This is a genomic window from Agrococcus casei LMG 22410 (genome assembly GCF_900163565.1).
Lineage (GTDB): Bacteria > Actinomycetota > Actinomycetes > Actinomycetales > Microbacteriaceae > Agrococcus > Agrococcus casei.
The window spans coordinates 75,943-97,286 of the sequence record NZ_FUHU01000045.1 but is presented as its reverse complement, the minus strand read 5'-3'; the positions used below and the strand labels follow the sequence as shown (position 1 = coordinate 97,286).

The following is a 21,344-nucleotide window of genomic DNA, read 5'->3' as shown; positions in this document are numbered from 1 at the left end:
CATCAAGGAGACCATTCGAGAGTACGGGGAGAATGCAACGGATGGGTGAACAGCGTGCGACTAGCGATGAACAGCACGCGGATGCGCGCTCGTGTACATGTCGCGAAGCGCGTCAGCAGTGAGGTGGGTGTAGATCTGCGTCGTCGCCACCGACGCGTGGCCCAGCAGCTCTTGCACGACCCGCACATCCGCCCCTCCCTCGAGCAGGTGCGTCGCGAACGAGTGTCTGAACGTGTGGGGCGAGACGTTCTCGACCCCGGCGCGCTCAGCGACGGCCTGCAGGATGAGCCACGCGTTCTGCCTGCTGAGCCTGCCGCCGCGAGCACCGAGGAACAGCGCAGGCGTCGACGTGCCCTTCTTGCTGAAGACGGGCCTGCCGCGCACGAGCCAGGCGTCGAGCGCACGGCGCGCAAAGCGCCCCACGGGCACGAGCCGCTGCTTGTTGCCCTTGCCGGTGACGCGCACGATGTCCTCCTGCACGTCGTCGACGTCGAGCGAGACGAGCTCGGTGATGCGGGCGCCGGTCGCATAGAGGAGCTCGAGCAGCGCACGATCGCGCAGCTGCGCAGGCGTCGCGTCGACTCCCCCGCCGGCGGCCTCGATGAGCGTCGTCATCTGGTCGACGCCGATCGCTTTGGGCAGCCGCTGCGGCAGCTTCGGCGGCCGGTGGTCGGCCGCGACGTTCTCGGTCGCGAGCCCTTCCTCGATCAGGTGGCGATGCAGCCCCCGAACCGAGCTCAGATGCCGTGCGACGCTCGAGGCCGCCAGCTCGCGATCGGCCAGCGAAACATGAAAGGCAGCCACGTCGTCAGCGGTGATGTCGGCGACCGCTGAGACTCCGCGAGCCTCGAGCACGGCCTCATACGCAGCCAGGTCACGACGGTATGCGGCCGCTGTGTGCTTCGACAGCCCCCGCTCGACAGCCAGCTGGCGCAGGTACCGCTCGATCGCCGTGCGCGGGTGCATCAGCGCCGCTTGGCCGCCAGGGCGAGCACGCCGATCATGAGTGCGCCGTTGCGCACGTCGCCTGCGAGCACTGCGGCCAGCACCTCGTCGAACGGCACCCGGCGAACGCGCAGCTGCGCCTCTTCGCCCGTGCGCTCGAAGTCGGTCGCGACATGGCTGAGGCCCTCTGCGAGGAACACCTGAACCGTCTCGTCTGACGAGCCGCCTGTGGGCACGAACTCGGTCAGCTTCTGCCACTCAGCGGCCTGCAGCTCGGTCTCTTCTGCGAGCTCGCGCCTGGCCGCTGACACAGCCGGCTCACCCGGTGCGTCGCGAAGCCCCGCCGGGAGCTCCCACATGCGCTGCCCGATGGGCGCTCTGAACTGCTGCAGCAGCACCACCTGGTCGCGCTCGTCGATCGCCAGCACCGCAACGGAGCCCGGATGCACGAGCCACTGCCTGCGCAGCGTCTCGCCGTGAAAGTCGATCGAGACGTCGTCGAGGTCGAAGATGCGGCCCGTGAAGACCCGCTGCCGGCCGATCTCGGTTGCGTCGCCGTCCTCGTCGCGCAGCATGCTCACTCCTCGTCGAACAGTCGCGAAGCGCGCTGGCGCTCGAGCGATGCGTCGATGAGGCCCTTGAACAGCGGATGCGCCTTCGTCGGGCGGCTCTTCAGCTCGGGGTGCGCCTGCGTCGCGATGTAGTACGGGTGGTCGGCGACCTCGACGTACTCGACGAGCGTCTCGTCGGGCGAGAGGCCCGAGAACTTGAGCCCCGCATCCGCCAGCTGCTGACGGTAGCGGTTGTTGACCTCGTAGCGGTGACGGTGACGCTCGGATGCGGTGTCGCTGCCGTAGACGCGTGCCGCGAGGGATCCCTCTTCGAGCTTCGCCTCGTAGAGGCCCAGGCGCATCGTGCCGCCCAGGTCGCCGCCGTGGATGTGCTGCATCTGCTCTTCCATCGTCGCGATGACAGGAGCCTCGGTCGCCTCGTCGAACTCTGTCGACGACGCGCCCTCGATGCCGGCCACGTTGCGTGCGTACTCGATGACCATGCACTGCAGGCCGAGGCAGACGCCGAGCGTGGGGATGCCGTTCTCACGCGTGAACTTGAGTGCGCCGAGCTTGCCCTCGATGCCGCGGATGCCGAAGCCGCCCGGCACGATGATGCCGTCGACGTCGGCGAGCGCAGCAGCCGCGCCCTCTGGCGTCTCGCACGTGTCGGAGGCGATCCACTTGACGTTGACCTTGATCTGCGAGGCGAAGCCGCCGGCCTTGAGTGCCTCGGTCACCGACAGGTAGGCGTCGGGCAGGTCGATGTACTTGCCGACGAGCCCGACGGTGACGGTGTTGCGGGGGTTGTGCACCGAGTCGAGCACCTTGTTCCAGTCGCCCCACTCCATCTCTTGGGCGTCGAGCTGCAGCTGCTCGACGATGACCTGGTCGAGCTCCTGCTCGTGCAGCATCGACGGCACGTCGTAGATCGACGGCTTGTCGATGGCGTTGAGCACAGCGCGCTCTTCGACGTCGCACATGAGCGCGATCTTCGTGCGGTTGGCGTCTGAGACGGGTCGGTCGCTTCGCAGCACCAGCGCATCCGGCTGGATTCCGATCGATCGCAGAGCCGCAACCGAGTGCTGGGTCGGCTTGGTCTTCTGCTCGCCCGCAGCACCCATGAACGGCACCAGCGAGACATGCACGAAGAACACGTTCGAACGACCGAGCTCGTGACGCAGCTGACGCGCCGACTCCATGAACGGCTGCGACTCGATGTCGCCGACGGTTCCGCCGATCTCGGTGATGATGACGTCAGGCTGCGGATCGTTCTGCGACTGCAGACGCATGCGGCGCTTGATCTCGTCAGAGATGTGCGGGATGACCTGCACCGTGTCGCCCAGGTACTCGCCGCGACGCTCGCGCTCGATGACGCGCGAGTAGATCTGCCCGGTCGTCACGTTCGCTGCCTGAGAGAGGTTCACATCGAGGAAGCGCTCGTAATGTCCGATGTCGAGGTCAGTCTCAGCGCCGTCGTCGGTCACGAAGACCTCGCCGTGCTGGAACGGGTTCATGGTTCCCGGATCAACGTTGAGGTACGGATCGAGCTTCTGCATGACGACATGCAGTCCGCGCGAGGTGAGGATTCGACCGAGGGATGCCGCTGTCAATCCCTTGCCGAGAGAGGAGACTACTCCGCCCGTGATGAAAACCTGCTTGGTCACTTTGCCAGTAGTTGCGTCCACGGGCTTCAATGCTATCTCACTCTTTCGGTTTCGTTCGCGAGGCTCAGCCCGCAGCGTCTGCCAGCAGCTCACGTGCGTGTGCGAGCGCCACCTTCGAATCTGTTCCGGCAAGCATACGAGCCAGCTCTGACACACGAGCTTCGCCACGCACTTCGGCGATGCTCGAAGACGTCACCTCGCCGTCGGTGCCCTTCTCGATGCGCACATGCGTCGATGCAAATGCCGCGACCTGCGCCAGGTGCGTCACCACGATCACCTGCGCGTGCTCCGACAGCCTCGCAAGGCGTCGTCCGATCTCGATCGCCGCCTCGCCGCCGACACCGGCGTCGACCTCGTCGAATACGAGCGTCGGCACATCGCCAGAGGCCAGAGCGACCTCGATCGCGAGCATCACACGCGAGAGCTCGCCTCCCGAAGCGCTCGTTGCGACCGGCCGCGGATCAGCACCGGGGTGAGGAGCAAGCAGGATGCGCACCTCGTCACGGCCGTGCTGGTGCAGCTCTTCGCCGGGCACCACGTCGATCGTGACCTTCGCGTTGGGCATGGCGAGCTGCCGCAGCTCGGCTTCGATGGCAGCAGACAGCCGCTGCGCGGCCGCCTGCCGCTGCTGTGTGATGCTCTCTGCCAGCTCGAGCGCCTTCGCATGCTCGCGCTCGACCTCGGCCTGCAGGCGCTCAGTGCTGGCGTCGTCGTCATCGAGCTCGGCGATGCGCAGAGCACCCGACGCGCCGTGCGAGAGCGCCTCGTCGATGGAGCCGTAGCGGCGCACGATCGCCATGACCTCATGCAGTCGCGTCTGCACCTCGTCGGCCGACCGCTCAGGAGCCGCGAGCGCGTCGAGATAGTTCACGAGCTCGCTCGAAGCCTCAGACAGCGCGGTCTCGGCGGCGATCAGCCGCTCGGTCACAGGAGCCAGCAGCGGGTCGTCCTCGCGCTCCACGAGCCTGCGAGCCTGCCCCGCGAGCGTCACGGCATCGGGCGCGTCGGTGTCATTCGAGATCGACGCCTGCGCCTCCGCGACAGCCTGTCGCAGCCCCTCGGCATGCTGCAGGCGGTTCGCGAGCGCTGCCAGCTCTTCGTCTTCGTCGGGCTGCGGGTCGACGGCCGAGATCTGCTCGAGCTCCTCGCGCAGCATCGCCGCCTCGCGAGCACGCGCCTCGCGGTTCGCCGTGATGTCGTCGAGCTCGGCCTTCGCCCGCTGCCAGGCCAGCAGATGATCTGCGTAGTCGAGGAATGTCGCCTCGAGCTGCCTGCCGGCTCCGCGGTCGAGCGCCTGACGCTGTGCCGTCGCCGATCGCAGCCGCTGCTGATCGGCCTGTCCGTGCACCGCGACCAGCTGTCCGGTCACCGATGCCAGCAGACTCGCGGGCACCGCTACTCCGCCGGCCTGCCCACGCGATCGGCCCGTGCTCTGCACCGTTCGCCCGAGGATCACCTCGTCGTCGTCTGCGGTGCCGCCGGCGTCTTCGACCAGCTGGCGCGCATCCGCTTCGACTCCCGACCAGATGCCCTGCACGGATGCGCGATCAGCCCCGCGGCGCACAGCGCCGCTGTCGGCGCGCTCGCCTCTCAGCAGCGACAGGGCCTGCAGCACCATCGTCTTGCCTGCACCGGTCTCGCCCGTGATGGCGGTGAAGCCGTGGCCGACCGGCAGCACGCCGGATTCGATGACGCCGAGGCCCCGGATGCTCAGCTCAGTGAGAGCGGGTCTGCTCATGCTCTTCTGCTCCGCCAGCCCTCGACCGGCAGGTCGAACTTCGCCACGAGTCGGTCTGCGAACGGTGCGTGCGACAGGCGCGCGAACCGCAGCGGCTGCGTGTCGCGAGTCGCGTGCACCTCGGCCCCCTGCGGCAGCTCGAACGTGCGCCGCGAGTCGCACCACAGCGTTGCTCCGTCGACACTGTGGTCGGCGATGCGCACCGTCATGCGCGAGCGCGGCCCCACGACGAGCGGCCTGGTGAACAGCGCATGCGCCCCGAGCGGCACCATGAGCATCACGTCGGCCTCGGGCCACACGATCGGGCCTCCCGCCGAGAACGAGTATGCGGTCGAGCCAGTCGGCGTCGCGAGGATCACAGCATCAGTGCCGAACGACGAGATCGGGCGATCGTCGATCTCGAGCATCACCTCGATCATGCGGCCGGAGTCGACCTTCTCGATCGCCGCCTCGTTGACGGCCCATGTGCGGTACACCTCTTCGGCTTCGACGATGACCTGCACGTCGAGCACCGTGCGCTCCTCGACCGTGTAGTCGCCAGAGACCGCCCGCTCGATGACGGCGTCGACGTCGCGCACCTCGGCCTCGGCCAGGAAGCCGACGTGGCCCATGTTGATGCCGAGCAGCGGTGCTCCCGTGCTGCGCTGCAGCTCAGCCGCACGCAGAATGGTGCCGTCGCCGCCCAGCGTCAGGATGATGTCGATGTGACCGTCTGCGTACTCGCCGACAGTCTCGAGCTCGGGGGCCGCAGCCAGCAGCGCCGGACGATCGGCGCGAAGCACGAGCGGCTCGATGCCGGCCGCCTGCAGCCGTCGGCAGATCGTTGCGGCCATGGTCACGGAGTCTGCCCGCCCCGAGTGGAAGGCGATCAGGAATCTGCGCATGCTTCTGCTCCTCCCTCAGTGGTTGCGAACATCGCCCTCCATTGTGTCGCATCAGCGGCACCGTTCACGAAGTGCGCGAGATACTCGACGTTGCCCTTGGCTCCTGCGATCGGACTCTTCGCCAGACCGCGCAGGGCGAGCCCGAAGCCCGCCGCCGCCTCGACCACGCTGCCGACAGCGTTCTCGCGAAGCGCTGCATCGCGCACGACGCCGTCGCCGATGCTGCCGCGGCCGACTTCGAACTGCGGCTTGATCAGCAGCACCCAGTCGGCCACACCAGGCAGTGCCGCCGCCAGCGGCTCGAAGATGAAGGCGACCGAGATGAACGAGATGTCGGTGACGACAAGGTCGATCGCAGCGTCGAGGTCGCCAGGTGCCACATCGCGAACGTTCGTGCCCTCGAGCAGCCGCACCCGGCCCGCCTCGACTTCGTTGGGCAGCGCGAACTGCCCGTGGCCGACGTCGAGCGCTGTCACGTGCTGTGCGCCGCGCTCGAGCAGCACCTGGGTGAATCCGCCCGTCGATGCACCGACGTCGATCGCGCTGCGTCCGCGTACGTCAACGCCGAAGACGTCGAGCGCTCGCAGCAGCTTCTGGGCCCCGCGAGACACGTAGCGATCCTCGGCGACTTCGAGCACCGTCTGATCATCGACCTGAGCGCCCGCTTTGGCGTGCGCGCCGTCGACGAGCACGCTGCCCGCGTCGATCAGCTGCCGTGCGTGCGAGCGGCTGCGTGCCAGGCCGCGAGCGGCGAGGGCGACGTCGAGCCGCACTATGCGTCCAGTTCTGCCTGCAGCCGTTCGTGAATGCGCCCGTACATGGGGGCGCGTGCCTCAAGCGGCTGCTCTTCGATGATGTCGAGCTCGTCTATGAGGTCTTCCTCGCGGTGCGGTTCATCGGTCACGTCACGAGCGTACCGGCTCGCGCCCCGCGTAGTGTGAGCGATATGCGCACTGATCTCGCTGGCAGGCCCGCAACGAGGCCCCCGATTCCCGACTCGGTGCGCAGCCGCCTCGGCGACGACGCCGAGTGCATCTGGCTCAATCAGGCCGGCGGCACGACCTGGTTCGCCGGCGACCGATACGTGAAGTGCGACCCCGCAGACAGCTCCGAGTCCCTCGGCGAGGAATTCATGCGCATGCGCTGGCTCGACGGCAGATTCCCCGCACCCCAGCCGATCGAGTTCGCAGCCGAAGACGACGGCGAGGTGCTCGTCACCGCCGCCCTCCCCGGAGCCGGCGCGGTCACCGACGAGTGGCTGCGCAGACCATCGGATGCGGTGCGCGCCATCGCGACCGGCCTGCGGCGACTGCACACCCTCGATGCGGCTGACTGTCCGTTCATGAGCAGCGCACCGGCTTCCGCCGACGATGACCTCGTCGTCTCGCACGGCGACGCGTGCGCACCGAATACCGTCATCGCGCCCGACGGATCCTTCGCCGGAATCGTCGATGTCGCAAGGGTCGGCGTGGCCGACCGATGGCTCGATCTCGCGATCGCCTCAAGGTCGCTCGGCTGGAACTACGGCCAGGGCTTCGAGCCGCTGTTCTTCGACGCCTACGGCATCGCGCCAGATGCAGCGCGCATCCGCCGATGGCTCGACTGGCACGACAGCGAAGACTGAGCGTCAGAGCTCGAGGATCTCCTTGCCGATGTGCATGCCGTGGATGTTGAAGTCACTCGTCCACACAGCGATGCACGCAGCGCGCACGGTGTCGACATGGCGCTCCCCTGCTCGCAGCAGCTCGACGCGGTTGCCGCTGCGCTTCACAGCGGCACGGCCGACCTCGAAGAACACGTTGCCGGTCGACTTCTCGAGCGTCTCGCGCGGCACCTCGTAGTCGTCGCCGAGTTCGCGCAGATCCTGCACGATGTAATCCGGGCGCCGCATCTTCGGCGCCGCGATCAGCTGCCGTGCCTGATCGATGCCAGTGAGCACATGCAGCGTCTTCATCTTGACCTTGTTCGCGCCCTCGATGTCGGTGTCGAGGCGGTCGCCGATCATCATGGGCGACGAAGCGCCGAAGCGCCCCTTCGCCAGCTGAAAGATGGGGCGTTCAGGCTTGCCCGCCACTTCGGGCATCCGCCCGACAGCGGTGTGCACAGCAGACACGAGTGTTCCGTTGCCCGGCGCGATGCCTTCGGCAACGGGCATCGTCCAGTCCATGTTCGTTGCGACCCACGGGATTCCGCGCTGCAGAGCGAAGCTCGCCTCAGCGAGATCTGTCCATGACACGTGCGGAGCAAAGCCCTGCACGACCGCGTGCGGCTGCTCGGATGCCTTGCGCACCACCTGCCAGCCGCGCTTCGCGATCTCAGCTGTGATGCCTTCGCCACCCACCACGAGCACGCGTCCCGCGTCGGGAACGTGCGACGCAAGCAGGTTCATCGCCGCCTGCGGGCTCGTGACGACGTCGGATGCGCGCACAGCCAAGCCGAACGAGGCCAGGTGGTCAGCAACCTGGGTGTCGGTGCGCGCCGCGTTGTTCGTCAGGTACGCCGCAGGCACGCCCGAGCCGTTGATTGCCTCAACTGCATGGGGAATCGCGTGCGCGCCCTTGTAGACGACTCCGTCAAGATCGAGCAGCAGCAGGTCGATGCCGTCAATCGGCCGCACTAGTCCTCCTTGAAGTCAAACAGGGCGATGTCGTCTTCAGCGTCGTCAGCGTCAGCTGCGCCAGCTGCGTCAGCTGGTGTCTCAGAGACTTCAGCGACGGGTGCCGCCTCATCTTCTGACACGGGCGCTTCCGCGACCGGTGCTTCTTCGACGGGAGCTGCCTCGACAGGAGATTCGTCAGCTGCTGCTTCCTCGACCTCGACAGGTGCTTCGTCAGCAACTGCTTCATCAACAACTACTTCGTCAGCAACTGCTTCGTCAGACTCCTGCTCCTGCTCCGGCTCGAGCTCTGGCTCTGGCTCTGGCAGACGCTCTTCCTCGATGGACACCTCTTCGGTGCCCTTTTCGAGGTAGGCATTCTCGAGTGCATCGACAGCCTTGTCGCTGAGTGCAAACCATTCAGCCGACTCTTCTGTGCGGCCGAGCTCCTCGAGGACTGTCGCGTGTGCTGCGAACAGCGCCGGCGAGTAGTCGAATGCACGTGTGCGATCGAGCTCGGGGATGCGCAGCTCTTCAAGGGCTTCCTGAGCCTGTCCGAGGTCGAGTCGTGCACCGCTCTTCGCGATGGCGAGCTCAACACGGACTTCGGTGTCGAGCTTCGACGCGTCGACAGAGCGTGCCAGCTCGAGTGCCTTCTCAGGGCGCGAAAGGCCACGCTCGCAGTCGACCATGAGTGGAATCTGATCGTCATTGCCGGTGATGCGACGGTAGGTGCGCAGCTCACGCAGGGCAAGTGCGAAGTCACCGGTCGTGTACGCAGTGATGCCCAGCGTCTCGCGGACGACTCCGATGCGTCCCGCGGTTCGGGATGCGGCGAGCGCGTGCTGGTGCGCTAGCTCGGGGTCGTCGTCGATCAGACGGGCTGTCATCGCAAGATGCATTGCCGCGACGTCTGCGTTCTCCTTCTGCAGCGTCTTGAGCTGCATGCGGGCGATGCCGTCGAGCTCGTCCGGTGTGACATCCGCCGGCAGATCCGGCGCCCGGAATCGCTCGCGGACTGGACGCAGATCGGGCATGCCGTCGTCTTCGCGGTCGCGACCTCCACGCTGTGCGTGGTTGCGCACACCGTAAGGCTTGCGGTCGCGGTCACCACGGTTGTCGCGATCACCATAGGAGCGACCCTCACCACGGTCGTTGTTGCGGTCACCGTACGGCTTGCGATCACGAATATCGCGGTCACCATAGGGACGACGCTCACCACGATCGTTGCTGTCGCGATCACCGTATGGCTTACGATCGCGGTTGTCACGGTCACCATAGGGACGACGTTCGCCACGGTCGCTGCTGTTGCGGTCACCGTAGGGCTTGCGATCACGGTTGTCACGGTCGCCATAGGGGCGACGTTCGCCACGATCATTGTTGCGGTCACCGTAGGGCTTGCGATCACGGTTGTCGCGATCACCGTACGGCTTCCGGTCACGGTTGTCGCGGTCACCGTAGGGACGACGTTCGCCACGGTCGCTGCTGTTGCGATCACCGTATGGCTTACGATCACGATTGTCACGGTCACCATAGGAGCGACGCTCACCACGGTCGCTGCTGCGATCACCGTACGGCTTGCGGTCGCGGTTGTCACGGTCGCCATAGGGACGACGTTCGCCACGGTCACTGCGGTTGTCACGATCACCGTAGGAGCGACGCTCACCACGGTCGTTCCTGCGCTCGCCATAGGGCTTGCGGTTGCCATAGGACGGACGACGGTCACCCTGCGAGGATCCACCCCGACGGTCACCATCACGACGTCCGCGCTCACCGCGTCCGCTGCTGCTCTGCCGGCGATCGTCGCCGCCGCGTGAGCGATCCGAACGCTCGTCATCATGCTGCTCTGCCATGGAACAAGCCTCCCAGATCTCAGCGCGAACCGATGGATTCGACGCAGGTAACAACTTCCCAGAAAAAGCGAAAGGCCCCAGCTGAATAGCTGGGGCCCCTCTCAAAGAAAGTTCGGCGGTGTCCTACTCTCCCACAGGGTCCCCCCTGCAGTACCATCGGCGCTGAGAGGCTTAGCTTCCGGGTTCGGAATGTGACCGGGCGTTTCCCTCTCGCTATGGCCGCCGAAACACTATGGATGTTTCAGTCGATCAATAGTTAGATCATTTTTGTTCTCGACCGTACATCGAGAACCACAAAGTGGACGCAAGTATTACTTAGAAGTAAGCATGTAATCAAATTATTGGCTTATTAGTACCGGTCAGCTGCATGCATTGCTGCACTTCCACATCCGGCCTATCAACCCAGTAGTCTACTGGGAGCCTCTCGCCCCGAGGGGCATGGAAATCTCATCTTGAAGCCGGCTTCCCGCTTAGATGCTTTCAGCGGTTATCCATCCCGAACGTAGCTAATCAGCGGTGCCCTGGGCAGGACAACTGACACACCAGAGGTTCGTTCAACCCGGTCCTCTCGTACTAGGGTCAAATCTTCTCAAATTTCCAACGCGCGCAGAGGATAGGGACCGAACTGTCTCACGACGTTCTGAACCCAGCTCGCGTGCCGCTTTAATGGGCGAACAGCCCAACCCTTGGGACCTACTCCAGCCCCAGGATGCGACGAGCCGACATCGAGGTGCCAAACCATGCCGTCGATATGGACTCTTGGGCAAGATCAGCCTGTTATCCCCGAGGTACCTTTTATCCGTTGAGCGACAGCGCTTCCACAAGCCACTGCCGGATCACTAGTCCCGACTTTCGTCCCTGCTCCACCCGCCGGTGTCACAGTCAAGCTCCCTTGTGCACTTACACTCGACATCTGATTGCCAACCAGATTGAGGGAACCTTTGGGCGCCTCCGTTACTCTTTAGGAGGCAACCGCCCCAGTTAAACTACCCACCAGGCACTGTCCCTGAACCGGATCACGGTTCGAAGTTAGATATCCAAAGTTACCAGAGTGGTATTTCAACAATGACTCCACCTGAACTAGCGTCCAAGCTTCAAAGTCTCCCACCTATCCTACACAGGCAACTCCGAACACCAATACCAAGCTATAGTAAAGGTCACGGGGTCTTTCCGTCCTTCTGCGCGTAACGAGCATCTTTACTCGTATTGCAATTTCGCCGAGTTCACGGTTGAGACAGCTGGGAAGTCGTTACGCCATTCGTGCAGGTCGGAACTTACCCGACAAGGAATTTCGCTACCTTAGGATGGTTATAGTTACCACCGCCGTTTACTGGGGCTTAAATTCAGAGCTTCGCCGAAGCTAACCCCTCCTCTTAACCTTCCAGCACCGGGCAGGCGTCAGTCCGTATACATCGTCTTGCGACTTCGCACGGACCTGTGTTTTTGATAAACAGTCGCTTCCCACTGGTCTCTGCGGCCTTCTGGGCTTAGGCAGCAAGTGCCATCACCTTTCCGGCCCCCCTTCTCCCGAAGTTACGGGGGCATTTTGCCGAGTTCCTTAACCATGATTATCTCGATCTCCTTAGTATTCTCTACCTGACCACCTGAGTTGGTTTGGGGTACGGGTAACTAGAACCTCGCGTCGATGCTTTTCTAGGCAGCATGGAATCAGTGACTTCCCTTTACGGTTCGGCGTCCGGTCTCAGACATATAGAAGACGGATTTGCCAATCTTCAGTCCTACACCGTTACCCGGGCTCTTCCATCCGCCCGGTTCACTTATCCTCCTGCGTCACACCTGTTAATACGCTAGCCGCACTAGCATGGGGTCGAGTGCTCCACGTGAATCGTCACCCCGAAGGGATCTGATAAACGCTTCAGACTCTTAGCACCACTAGATTAGCTTGGGCGGTTCTTCGTTAGCACGGAATATCAACCTGTTGTCCATCGACTACGCCTGTCGGCCTCGCCTTAGGTCCCGGCTTACCCAGGGAAGATTAGCTTGACCCTGGAACCCTTGGTCTTTCGGAGGACGGGTTTCTCGCCCGTCTTTCGCTACTCATGCCTGCATTCTCACTCGTGTGGCATCCACGGCTGGGTTACCCCGCCGCTTCGCTCGCCACACGACGCTCTCCTACCAATCCAGACGGCTGGACACAAAGTGCCGGCCTATTGTCTGAATTCCATACCTTCGGTGGTGTGCTTGAGCCCCGTTACATTGTCGGCGCAGAATCACTTGACCAGTGAGCTATTACGCACTCTTTCAAGGGTGGCTGCTTCTAAGCCAACCTCCTGGTTGTCTAAGCAACTCCACATCCTTTTCCACTTAGCACACGCTTAGGGACCTTAGATGATGGTCTGGGTTGTTTCCCTCTCGACGATGAAGCTTATCCCCCACCGTCTCACTGCTGCGCTCTCACTTACCGGCATTCGGAGTTTGGCTGACGTCAGTAACCTGTTGAGGCCCATCGGCCATCCAGTCGCTCTACCTCCGGCAAGAAACACGCAACGCTGCACCTAAATGCATTTCGGAGAGAACCAGCTATCACGAAGTTTGATTGGCCTTTCACCCCTATCCACAGCTCATCCCCTCATTTTTCAACATAAGTGGGTTCGGTCCTCCACGAGGTCTTACCCTCGCTTCAACCTGGCCATGGATAGATCACTTCGCTTCGGGTCTAGGACATGCGACTGAATCGCCCTATTCAGACTCGCTTTCGCTACGGCTTCCCCACACGGGTTAACCTTGCCACATATCACTAACTCGCAGGCTCATTCTTCAAAAGGCACGCTGTCACAGCTACTAGGGCTGCTCCAACGGTTTGTAAGCAAACGGTTTCAGGTACTATTTCACTCCCCTCCCGGGGTACTTTTCACCTTTCCCTCACGGTACTTGTCCGCTATCGGTCATCTGGGAGTATTTAGGCTTACCAGGTGGTCCTGGCAGATTCACACGGGATTTCTCGGGCCCCGTGCTACTTGGGATGGGTCTCACGCCATTACAGAATTTCGTCTACGGGATTCTCACCCTCTTTGATGAGCTGTTCCAAGCTCTTCGACTATCCTGCGCTGTAACGTTTGCTGATCGGCAGATCAACAGAGACGTCCCGCAACCCCGCACGTGCAACGCCTGCCGGCTATCACACACGTGCGGTTTGGCCTCTTCCGCGTTCGCTCGCCACTACTTACGGAATCACATGTTGTTTTCTCTTCCTGTGGGTACTGAGATGTTTCACTTCCCCACGTTCCCTCCAACTGCCCTATATATTCAGGCAGAGGTAACTGGCTATGATCGCCAGCTGGGTTTCCCCATTCGGAGACCCTCGGATCAAAGCTCGTTTATCAGCTCCCCGAGGATTATCGCAGATTACTACGTCCTTCTTCGGCTCCAGATGCCAAGGCATCCACCGTTTGCTCTTAGAAATTTGATTGCATGAGTTATCACGTTAAGACGTGTCAATAAATTGACACGACCAATTTTGATCTTATTTATAAGATGCTCGCGTCCACTGTGTAGTTCTCAAAGTACGGGCGATATCTGTCGGACAGCCAGGCTGCCAGAACAGATCCGCTAAGGTACCAGATCGGCTTTCGCCGGCCCGGTCCCTCAGGACCCAACAACGTGCATGTGCTGCTTCAGCTCCACCAGTCTTTCCAGATCCGAAGATCGTACTCAGCTGATTTTGCTTCCGCAGCACCAATGTCAATGTTCCACCCTTGAGCTGACCTGTGATCAACACATGTGATCAATCAGGCTCTGGATTGCTTTCGCAATCAGATGCTCCTTAGAAAGGAGGTGATCCAGCCGCACCTTCCGGTACGGCTACCTTGTTACGACTTAGTCCTAATCACCGATCCCACCTTCGACGGCTCCCTCCAAAAGGTTAGGCCACCGGCTTCGGGTGTTACCGACTTTCATGACTTGACGGGCGGTGTGTACAAGGCCCGGGAACGTATTCACCGTAGCGTTGCTGATCTACGATTACTAGCGACTCCGACTTCATGAGGTCGAGTTGCAGACCTCAATCCGAACTGAGACCGGCTTTTTGGGATTCGCTCCACCTTGCGGTATTGCAGCCCATTGTACCGGCCATTGTAGCATGCGTGAAGCCCAAGACATAAGGGGCATGATGATTTGACGTCATCCCCACCTTCCTCCGAGTTGACCCCGGCAGTATCCCATGAGTTCCCACCATTACGTGCTGGCAACATAGGACGAGGGTTGCGCTCGTTGCGGGACTTAACCCAACATCTCACGACACGAGCTGACGACAACCATGCACCACCTGTATACGAGTGTCCAAAGAGTTCTGCATTTCTGCAGCGTTCTCGTATATGTCAAGCCTTGGTAAGGTTCTTCGCGTTGCATCGAATTAATCCGCATGCTCCGCCGCTTGTGCGGGCCCCCGTCAATTCCTTTGAGTTTTAGCCTTGCGGCCGTACTCCCCAGGCGGGGAACTTAATGCGTTAGCTACGACACGGACACCGTGGAATGGTCCCCACATCTAGTTCCCAACGTTTACGGCATGGACTACCAGGGTATCTAAGCCTGTTTGCTCCCCATGCTTTCGCTCCTCAGCGTCAGTAACGGCCCAGAGATCTGCCTTCGCCATCGGTGTTCCTCCTGATATCTGCGCATTCCACCGCTACACCAGGAATTCCAATCTCCCCTACCGCACTCTAGTCTGCCCGTACCCACTGCAGGTCCGAGGTTGAGCCTCGGATTTTCACAGCAGACGCGACAAACCGCCTACGAGCTCTTTACGCCCAATAATTCCGGACAACGCTTGCACCCTACGTATTACCGCGGCTGCTGGCACGTAGTTAGCCGGTGCTTTTTCTGTAGGTACCGTCACTTTCGCTTCTTCCCTACTAAAAGAGGTTTACAACCCGAAGGCCGTCATCCCTCACGCGGCGTTGCTGCATCAGGCTTTCGCCCATTGTGCAATATTCCCCACTGCTGCCTCCCGTAGGAGTCTGGGCCGTGTCTCAGTCCCAGTGTGGCCGGTCACCCTCTCAGGCCGGCTACCCGTCGTCGTCTTGGTGAGCCATTACCTCACCAACTAACTGATAGGACGCGAGTTCATCCCTGACCGAAGTTCTTTCCAGCTGCTGAAGATGCCTTCGCAGCTCGTATCCAGTATTAGACACCGTTTCCAGTGCTTATCCCAGAGTCAGGGGCAGATTACTCACGTGTTACTCACCCGTTCGCCACTAATCCACCGGAGCAAGCTCCGGCTTCATCGTTCGACTTGCATGTGTTAAGCACGCCGCCAGCGTTCGTCCTGAGCCAGGATCAAACTCTCCGTAAAGAAATGTTGTTTCTGCTGCGAGGAATATCGCTGCAGAAACGAGTTTGATGCTGACAATTCAGACTGTCTTGCTGACAATCTCGTTTGTCCAAAGGAATCGTGTGTTGTAAACAACACAACGAGTTATTTGGCATTTGACATTGTGCACGCTGTTGAGTTCTCAAGGATCGGACGCTCTCAGTTGGGCCTTGCGGCTTGCTCTGAGGCAACTTCTCTAATTTACCACTTCTCTTCGCTGTGTCAAATCGACTCGCGGTTCAGAGTGTGTGGTGGTCTTTCGCTGCCGAGGCAACTTGTCCATCATACACACTCGAAACTGCCTGTCAAATCGACCTGCGACCCAGTGTGTGTGGTGGGCTTATGTTGCCGAGGCAACTTGTCCATCATACACACCCGAAACTCACTGTCAAATTGACTGGCCGGGACTGTGTAGATGTTCACTGCTTGTTAAACTTGCAGAACTCCATCATACACACAACCGTGTGCCAGTCAAACCTGACTGTTTCGCTTCATTGAGTGGTAGTTCATTCGATATTTCGAATGGTGTCCCGCTTGAGGAGGAGGCCCTTTCGGCTTCAACTCCTTTGGGGTGACAAGGAGATACTTTACGCACGCTCTGCCCCCGCCCCCAATTCGGGCAGCATCTCGGGCGTGTCGCCCTCGGAGACAGCGGACGCCCCGCGGCAAATGCCGGCGGGGCGTCCACTGTCAGGAGTGCAGTCAGCTCTGCACTCTCACTGCGGCGAGTGTCTTCTTGCCTCGACGCAGCACTGCAAAGCGCTGGTGCAGAAGGCGGCCTTCGAACGTCGATTCGGCATCCGTGATCCGTTCGTTGTTCACTGACACTGCACCCTGGGTGACTGCGCGTCGTGCCTCAGACAGACTCGACACCAGCTTGGTCTCGCGCAGAGCCTCGAGCACACTCGAGTCTGGAGTCACCGTGACCGTTGGCAGTGAGCTCAGTGCCTGGTCGAGCACATCGGGGTTCAGGGCATCGAGTGCTCCCCCGCCGAACAGCGCTGCGGATGCGGCCACGACTTCGTCAGTCGTGTCGCTTCCGTGCACGAATGACGTCACCTCGTAGGCGAGCACCCTCTGCGCCTCGCGGCGGAACGGCTCGTCGGCGACCGCGCGCTCGAGCTCGGCAATGCGCTCGCGCGACAGGAAGGTGAACTTCTGCAGCAGCGAGACCACGATCGCATCATCCTGGTTGAGCCAGAACTGGTACATCGCGTAGGGACTCGTCAGGTTGGCATCGAGCCACACCGCGTTGCCCTCGCTCTTGCCGAACTTGCGGCCATCGGCATCGGTGATGAGCGGAGTGCCGAGTGCATGCGCGTGCACGCCTTCGGCTTTTCGGATCAGCTCGGTGCCGGCTGTCAGGTTGCCCCACTGGTCGCTGCCTCCCAGCTGCAGCAGGCAGTCGTGCCGCAGGTACAGCTCACGGAAGTCGAGCCCCTGCAGCACCTGGTAGCTGAACTCGGCGTAGGAGATGCCGTCTTCGGAATCCATGCGCGCGGCAACGGCGTCCTTCTTCAGCATGGTGCCGACCCGGAAGTGCTTGCCGATCTCGCGGAGGAAGTCGACGGTCGACATCGGGGCCGTCCAGTCGAGGTTGTTCACGAGGCGAACCGCATTGTCGCCGTCTTCGGAGAGGAAGCGCAGCGTCTGCCCTCCGAGGTACTCGACCCACTCGGCCACGGTCTCGCGCTCATTGAGCTGCCGCTCGCTGGTGGGCTTGGGGTCTCCGATGAGGCCAGTGGATCCGCCGACCAGCGCAAGCGGCTTGTGGCCGGCCAACTGGAGTCGCCGCATGACGATCAGCTGCGCCAGGTTGCCGAGATGGAGGCTCGGTGCTGTCGGGTCGAACCCGCAGTAGAAGGTGATCGGGTCTCCGGCCAGGGCGTCTCGCAGAGCCGTCTCATCAGTTGAGACGTGCACGCTTCCTCGCCAGACGAGTTCGTCCCAGACATTGTCGAATGTCGGGTCGAGCCGGATGGGTGCAGCACCAGTCATGCCACCAGCGTAGTGGGATTCTCGGCAATTGCGCGCATCGAGCGTCTGGCGTGTGACAACCGAAAACGGTTGTATCGTCGTGGTGAACCTTGTAGGGTTCTGTATGCAAAGTGGAGCGTGTGCGGTTCATATTGCCCAGGAGGTCTGGAGGATCATGTTCGTCATCACCGTTGACCAGAAGAACTCGACCACAGCGGGCAACAGAGCCGCCCAGCAGATGCGTCAGCTCGAGCAGCAGCACGGCGAGAGTCTGCTGCTTCCTGCGGCGCAGTTCGCCGGCGACGAGCTGCAGCTCATCACCGACGATCCGACCACTGTTGCGGCAGTCGCGCTCGACCTCGCCGGCGACGACTGGCATGTCGGCATCGGCATCGGCAATGGAAGCCTCTCGACCTCTGCCGCAGATTCGCATGGCACCGCGTTTCAAGCCGCGCGTGATGCGGTGAATGCGGCGAAGCCACTCCCCTGGCACATCGCAGTGCGCTCATCCGAGGATGCCGAAGCCGCCCAGGACTGCGAAGCGGCCCTCGCCCTGCTGCAGACGCTGCAGTCTCGGAGGACAGACGCCGGAAACGAGATCGCAGAGCTCATCGACAGGCTCGGATCAGTCACCGCCGCAGCCGAGCATCTCGGAATCTCTGTCAGCGCGGCGTCGAAGCGAGCACGGATCGCGGGCCTCCGCCACGAGCAGGCAGGCATCGAGCTCGCCGAGCGACTGCTCGCCCGAGCCGATGCATCGACCAAGATGACAGAGGTAGCTGACAAGGTGGACGCATGAGACTCGACCGCCTGACGATCCCGCTCGTCATCGCCTGCGCCGGAGGGCTCGCGCTCGCACTCGCACTCGTATTCGTCGGTGCCGTGCTGCCTGTGCTTCCCGTGTGGCTCAATGCGCTGATCACCGTGTTCGCTGCAGTGGCGTCAGCGGTGCACGGCTGGTTCATCGTGAAAGCGGCATTCGCGATCGCTGATCCGCCGAAGAGTGCGCTCGAGACCGGTCGCCCGCCGCTTGAGGCACCCGACGGCACGATGCGCGGCGGCTGGATGATCGGGCTGCTCGAGCGCACTGCGACCGCGGTCGCTATCGGCGTCGGCCAGTTCGGAGCGGTTGCCGTCATCGTCGCCGTCAAAGCCGTCGGCCGGTTCGGCGAGCTCGACAAGCCCGCATCCCGCGAGCGATTCATCATCGGAACACTGGCGTCGCTGGGGGTGGCGGGGCTATGGGGAACAGTGGCTTACCTGTTTCGCACCTGAACGCTCAGGGACGCTGGCGTCGCGGCGGATGCGATGCATCCGCTCCAGAGCTCCAGCGCGGGGGTACGGTCGCATACTTCTTCCGAACCTGAAGGCGCGCGAAAGCCGAGGGTCAGCCGACCAGTGAGGCGAGACGCTCCTCGAGCGCGCGCAGCTGCTCTGCCACTGCATCCGGCGCTGTTCCTCCGACGCCGCGTCGGCTCGCAATCGCTCCGTCGACACTCAGCACGTCGCGCACTGCCGGCAGCAGGTGCTCGCTGATCGAGCGGTAGTCGTCGTCGCTCGGCTCATGCAGCTCGAGGCCGCGCTCCTCGCAGAACTGCACGAGTTCGCCCGAGACCTCGTGGGCATCCCTGAACGGAACCCCCTGACGCACCAGCCACTCGGCGACGTCAGTCGCCAGCGAGAATCCCTGCGGTGCCAGATCGCGCATCCGATCGGTGTCGAACTCGAGCGTCGCGACCATGCCTGCCATCGCCGGCAGCACCATGCGCAGCTGGTCGACCGAGTCGAACACCGGCTCTTTGTCTTCTTGCAGGTCGCGGTTGTACGCGAGCGGCAGCGCCTTGAGCGTGGCCAGCAGCCCGGTCAGGTTGCCGATCAGCCGGCCAGCCTTGCCCCTCGTCAGTTCGGGAATGTCGGGGTTCTTCTTCTGCGGCATGATCGACGAGCCGGTCGAGAACGCATCGTGCAGCTTTGCGATGCCTGCCTCACGCGTCACCCAGAAGATCACCTCTTCGGCGAGGCGCGACAGGTCGATGCCGATCTGCGTCAGCACGTAGGCGAACTCAGCGGTGACATCGCGAGCGCTCGTGGCGTCGATCGAGTTGTGGCTCGGGGCGCCGAGGCCGAGCTCGCCGGCGACGAGGCGCGGGTCGAGTCCCAGCGATGATCCGGCGAGGGCTCCCCCGCCGTACGGAGACTCGGATGCGCGCACGCGCCAGTCGCGAAGTCGTTCGAGATCACGCACGAGCGGCCATGCGTGGGCCAGCAGATCATGCGACAGCAGCACGGGCTGCGCGTGCTGCAAGTGGGTGCGGCCCGGCATGGGCGCGTTCGGGTGTGCCTTGGCCTGTTCGATGAGCGCCGCGATCATGCCGTGGAGCCCGCGCACGATGTGCTCGGACTCATCGCGCATCCAGAGGCGGATGAGCGTGGCGATCTGGTCGTTTCGGCTGCGGCCAGCGCGGAGTCGGCCGCCGAGCTCGGCGCCGGCGATCTCGATGAGGCCGCGCTCGAGGGCACCGTGTACGTCTTCGTCAGACTCTGCCGCCTGGAATCGTCCGTCGGCGACGCGGGCGCTCAGCTCGTCGAGCGCCGAGTGCATGCCGCGCAGCTCGTCGTCACTGAGATAGTTCGCAGCGTGCAGCGCGATCGCGTGTGCTCGCGACCCGGCGATGTCGTACTGGGCGAGGCGCCAGTCGAAGTGCGTCGACTTCGACAGGATCGCCATCTCGGGAGCAGGGCCAGAAGCGAATCGGGCTCCCCAGAGTGAGCCCTCATTGGTTCCGTGCCGCTGTGCGGCGTCGCCCTCGGTCATCCGTCGTCCTCTCAGTCACGCGCTGCGGATGCTCCGCAATCCCCTGGCAAGCCTACTGCTCAGCTGTTCTCGAGCAGCCACGCGAGCAGAGCCTTCTGCGCGTGCAGACGGTTCTCGGCTTCGTCCCAGATGACCGACTGCGGGCCGTCGATCACGTCGGCTGCAACCTCGAGGCCTCGGTATGCGGGCAGGCAGTGCAGGAAGATCGCGTCGCTCTTCGCGCGCGCCATCACCGCGCCGTTGACCTGGTACTCGCCGAACTGCGCGATGCGCTGCTCCTTCTCGGACTCCTGCCCCATCGAGACCCAGGTGTCGGTGACGACGATGTCGGCGTCATCGGCTGCCTCTGCGGCGTCAGTCGTGAACACGGCGCTGCCGCCGCTCGCCATCGCGATGCGCTCGGCGTCAGCCAGAATGTCGGCCCTCGGAGCCGCGGATGCGGGGCCCGCCAGAACCACGTGCATGCCTGCGGTCGCGCAGGCGAGCAAGTACGAGTGCGCCATGTTGCTCGCGGTGTCACCGAAGAACACGAGCCGCTGGCCTTCGAGGTCGCCGCGATGCTCGCGCACGGTCTGGAGGTCGGCCAGCAGCTGGCACGGGTGGAAGTCATCGCTCAGGGAATTGACCACGGGCACCGAAGTGCCCCGCGCCATCTCTTCGAGCCCCTCATGACCGAAGGTGCGCCACACGATCGCTGCGACCATCCGCTCCATGACACGTGCTGTGTCGCTGATCGACTCCTTGCCGCCCAGCTGGCTCTCGCCCGGGTTGATGATGAGCGCCGAGCCGCCGAGATCGGCGATGCCGGTCGCGAACGAGACTCGCGTGCGCGTCGACGTCTTGTCGAAGATCACGGCCACGGTCTGGGGGCCGGCGAGCGGCTGCCTGGCGAATCGATCGGCCTTCATCGCGATCGCGAGATCGAGGATCTCGGTCTGCTCAGCCTTGGTGATGTCGTCGTCGCGCAGGAAGTGCCGTGTCATGCACCA

The 21,344-nt window shown here is 62.8% G+C and carries 16 protein-coding genes and 3 rRNA genes; 4 read left to right on the top strand and 15 right to left on the bottom strand.

Annotated features, from left to right (window positions below):
- Nucleotides 1–60: 60 nt before the first annotated feature.
- The 7 genes from xerD to CZ674_RS14540 form a co-directional block, all read right to left on the bottom strand.
- Nucleotides 61–966: a site-specific tyrosine recombinase XerD gene (gene xerD / locus CZ674_RS12695; RefSeq protein ID WP_086992887.1), complete on the bottom strand. Its 906-nt coding sequence runs from the start codon at nucleotides 964–966 to the stop codon at nucleotides 61–63.
- Nucleotides 966–1,520: an NUDIX domain-containing protein gene (locus CZ674_RS12690; RefSeq protein WP_086992886.1), complete on the bottom strand. Its 555-nt coding sequence runs from the start codon at nucleotides 1,518–1,520 to the stop codon at nucleotides 966–968. Before CZ674_RS12690 ends, xerD begins: the two co-directional genes overlap by 1 nt.
- A gap of 2 nt (nucleotides 1,521–1,522) precedes the next feature.
- Nucleotides 1,523–3,163 carry a CTP synthase gene (locus tag CZ674_RS12685; RefSeq protein WP_200810110.1) on the bottom strand — a complete coding sequence of 547 codons (1,641 nt, stop codon included), beginning with the start codon at nucleotides 3,161–3,163 and terminating at the stop codon, nucleotides 1,523–1,525.
- A gap of 64 nt (nucleotides 3,164–3,227) precedes the next feature.
- Nucleotides 3,228–4,901, bottom strand: a complete 1,674-nt coding sequence (gene recN, locus CZ674_RS12680) for a DNA repair protein RecN (protein WP_086992884.1) — start codon at nucleotides 4,899–4,901, stop codon at nucleotides 3,228–3,230.
- The gene (locus CZ674_RS12675) at nucleotides 4,898–5,785 is read right to left on the bottom strand and encodes an NAD kinase (RefSeq protein ID WP_086992883.1); all 888 of its coding nucleotides are present in this window, start codon (nucleotides 5,783–5,785) and stop codon (nucleotides 4,898–4,900) included. The genes recN and CZ674_RS12675 overlap by 4 nt, the downstream gene beginning before the upstream one ends.
- Entirely contained in the window at nucleotides 5,770–6,558 is a 789-nt protein-coding gene (locus tag CZ674_RS12670; RefSeq protein WP_234988580.1) for a TlyA family RNA methyltransferase, read from the bottom strand. The genes CZ674_RS12675 and CZ674_RS12670 overlap by 16 nt, the downstream gene beginning before the upstream one ends.
- The gene (locus tag CZ674_RS14540) at nucleotides 6,558–6,689 is read right to left on the bottom strand and encodes a hypothetical protein (RefSeq protein ID WP_268802406.1); all 132 of its coding nucleotides are present in this window, start codon (nucleotides 6,687–6,689) and stop codon (nucleotides 6,558–6,560) included. The genes CZ674_RS12670 and CZ674_RS14540 overlap by 1 nt, the downstream gene beginning before the upstream one ends.
- Nucleotides 6,690–6,731: 42 nt before the next feature.
- Between CZ674_RS14540 and CZ674_RS12665 the strand changes: the two genes are divergently transcribed.
- Nucleotides 6,732–7,409: an aminoglycoside 3'-phosphotransferase gene (locus CZ674_RS12665; RefSeq protein WP_086992881.1), complete on the top strand. Its 678-nt coding sequence runs from the start codon at nucleotides 6,732–6,734 to the stop codon at nucleotides 7,407–7,409.
- Between the two features lie 3 nt (nucleotides 7,410–7,412).
- On the opposite strand, the gene CZ674_RS12660 is transcribed toward CZ674_RS12665, so the two are convergent.
- A complete protein-coding gene (locus tag CZ674_RS12660; RefSeq protein ID WP_086992880.1) occupies nucleotides 7,413–8,402 on the bottom strand; it encodes an HAD-IIA family hydrolase in 990 nt (329 codons plus the stop codon).
- A complete protein-coding gene (locus CZ674_RS12655) occupies nucleotides 8,402–9,466 on the bottom strand; it encodes a hypothetical protein (protein WP_143244745.1) in 1,065 nt (354 codons plus the stop codon). The genes CZ674_RS12660 and CZ674_RS12655 overlap by 1 nt, the downstream gene beginning before the upstream one ends.
- Between CZ674_RS12655 and CZ674_RS12650 the strand changes: the two genes are divergently transcribed.
- Nucleotides 9,455–10,198: a hypothetical protein gene (locus tag CZ674_RS12650; protein WP_086992878.1), complete on the top strand. Its 744-nt coding sequence runs from the start codon at nucleotides 9,455–9,457 to the stop codon at nucleotides 10,196–10,198. The two genes, CZ674_RS12655 and CZ674_RS12650, sit on opposite strands and share 12 nt — an antisense overlap.
- Nucleotides 10,199–10,344: 146 nt before the next feature.
- Here CZ674_RS12650 and rrf read toward each other — a convergent pair.
- The 4 genes from rrf to tyrS all read right to left on the bottom strand — a co-directional run bounded on the left by rrf (nucleotide 10,345) and on the right by tyrS (nucleotide 17,561).
- Nucleotides 10,345–10,461, bottom strand: a 5S ribosomal RNA gene (gene rrf, locus CZ674_RS12645).
- Between the two features lie 102 nt (nucleotides 10,462–10,563).
- A 23S ribosomal RNA gene (locus tag CZ674_RS12640) occupies nucleotides 10,564–13,664 on the bottom strand.
- Between the two features lie 358 nt (nucleotides 13,665–14,022).
- Nucleotides 14,023–15,545: ribosomal RNA gene (locus tag CZ674_RS12635) — 16S ribosomal RNA — on the bottom strand.
- The 16S, 23S and 5S rRNA genes sit together here, the layout of an rRNA operon.
- 720 nt (nucleotides 15,546–16,265) lie before the next feature.
- Nucleotides 16,266–17,561, bottom strand: coding sequence for a tyrosine--tRNA ligase (gene tyrS / locus CZ674_RS12630; RefSeq protein ID WP_086992877.1), 1,296 nt, complete (start codon nucleotides 17,559–17,561; stop codon nucleotides 16,266–16,268).
- A gap of 154 nt (nucleotides 17,562–17,715) precedes the next feature.
- Here tyrS and CZ674_RS12625 point away from each other — a divergent pair, with 154 nt between their 5' ends.
- On the top strand, nucleotides 17,716–18,339 hold the full coding sequence (locus CZ674_RS12625; protein ID WP_086992876.1) for a hypothetical protein: 624 nt from the start codon (nucleotides 17,716–17,718) through the stop codon (nucleotides 18,337–18,339).
- On the top strand, nucleotides 18,336–18,815 hold the full coding sequence (locus CZ674_RS12620; protein ID WP_086992875.1) for a hypothetical protein: 480 nt from the start codon (nucleotides 18,336–18,338) through the stop codon (nucleotides 18,813–18,815). Before CZ674_RS12625 ends, CZ674_RS12620 begins: the two co-directional genes overlap by 4 nt.
- Before the next feature lie 112 nt (nucleotides 18,816–18,927).
- Here CZ674_RS12620 and argH read toward each other — a convergent pair whose 3' ends face one another.
- On the bottom strand, nucleotides 18,928–20,355 hold the full coding sequence (gene argH, locus CZ674_RS12615) for an argininosuccinate lyase (protein WP_086992874.1): 1,428 nt from the start codon (nucleotides 20,353–20,355) through the stop codon (nucleotides 18,928–18,930).
- A gap of 59 nt (nucleotides 20,356–20,414) precedes the next feature.
- Entirely contained in the window at nucleotides 20,415–21,338 is a 924-nt protein-coding gene (argF, locus tag CZ674_RS12610; RefSeq protein WP_086992873.1) for an ornithine carbamoyltransferase, read from the bottom strand.
- Nucleotides 21,339–21,344 lie beyond the last annotated feature (6 nt).

Excerpts from the sequence above, each read along its gene's own strand:
- xerD (WP_086992887.1), bottom strand. The coding sequence starts at position 966 with ATGCACCCGCGCACGGCGATCGAGCGGTACCTGCGCCAGCTGGCTGTC.
- CZ674_RS12690 (WP_086992886.1), bottom strand. The coding sequence starts at position 1,520 with ATGCTGCGCGACGAGGACGGCGACGCAACCGAGATCGGCCGGCAGCGG.
- recN (WP_086992884.1), bottom strand. The coding sequence starts at position 4,901 with ATGAGCAGACCCGCTCTCACTGAGCTGAGCATCCGGGGCCTCGGCGTC.
- CZ674_RS12675 (WP_086992883.1), bottom strand. The coding sequence starts at position 5,785 with ATGCGCAGATTCCTGATCGCCTTCCACTCGGGGCGGGCAGACTCCGTG.
- CZ674_RS12665 (WP_086992881.1), top strand. The coding sequence starts at position 6,732 with ATGCGCACTGATCTCGCTGGCAGGCCCGCAACGAGGCCCCCGATTCCC.
- tyrS (WP_086992877.1), bottom strand. The coding sequence starts at position 17,561 with ATGACTGGTGCTGCACCCATCCGGCTCGACCCGACATTCGACAATGTC.
- CZ674_RS12625 (WP_086992876.1), top strand. The coding sequence starts at position 17,716 with ATGTTCGTCATCACCGTTGACCAGAAGAACTCGACCACAGCGGGCAAC.
- CZ674_RS12620 (WP_086992875.1), top strand. The coding sequence starts at position 18,336 with ATGAGACTCGACCGCCTGACGATCCCGCTCGTCATCGCCTGCGCCGGA.
- argH (WP_086992874.1), bottom strand. The coding sequence starts at position 20,355 with ATGACCGAGGGCGACGCCGCACAGCGGCACGGAACCAATGAGGGCTCA.
- argF (WP_086992873.1), bottom strand. The coding sequence starts at position 21,338 with ATGACACGGCACTTCCTGCGCGACGACGACATCACCAAGGCTGAGCAG.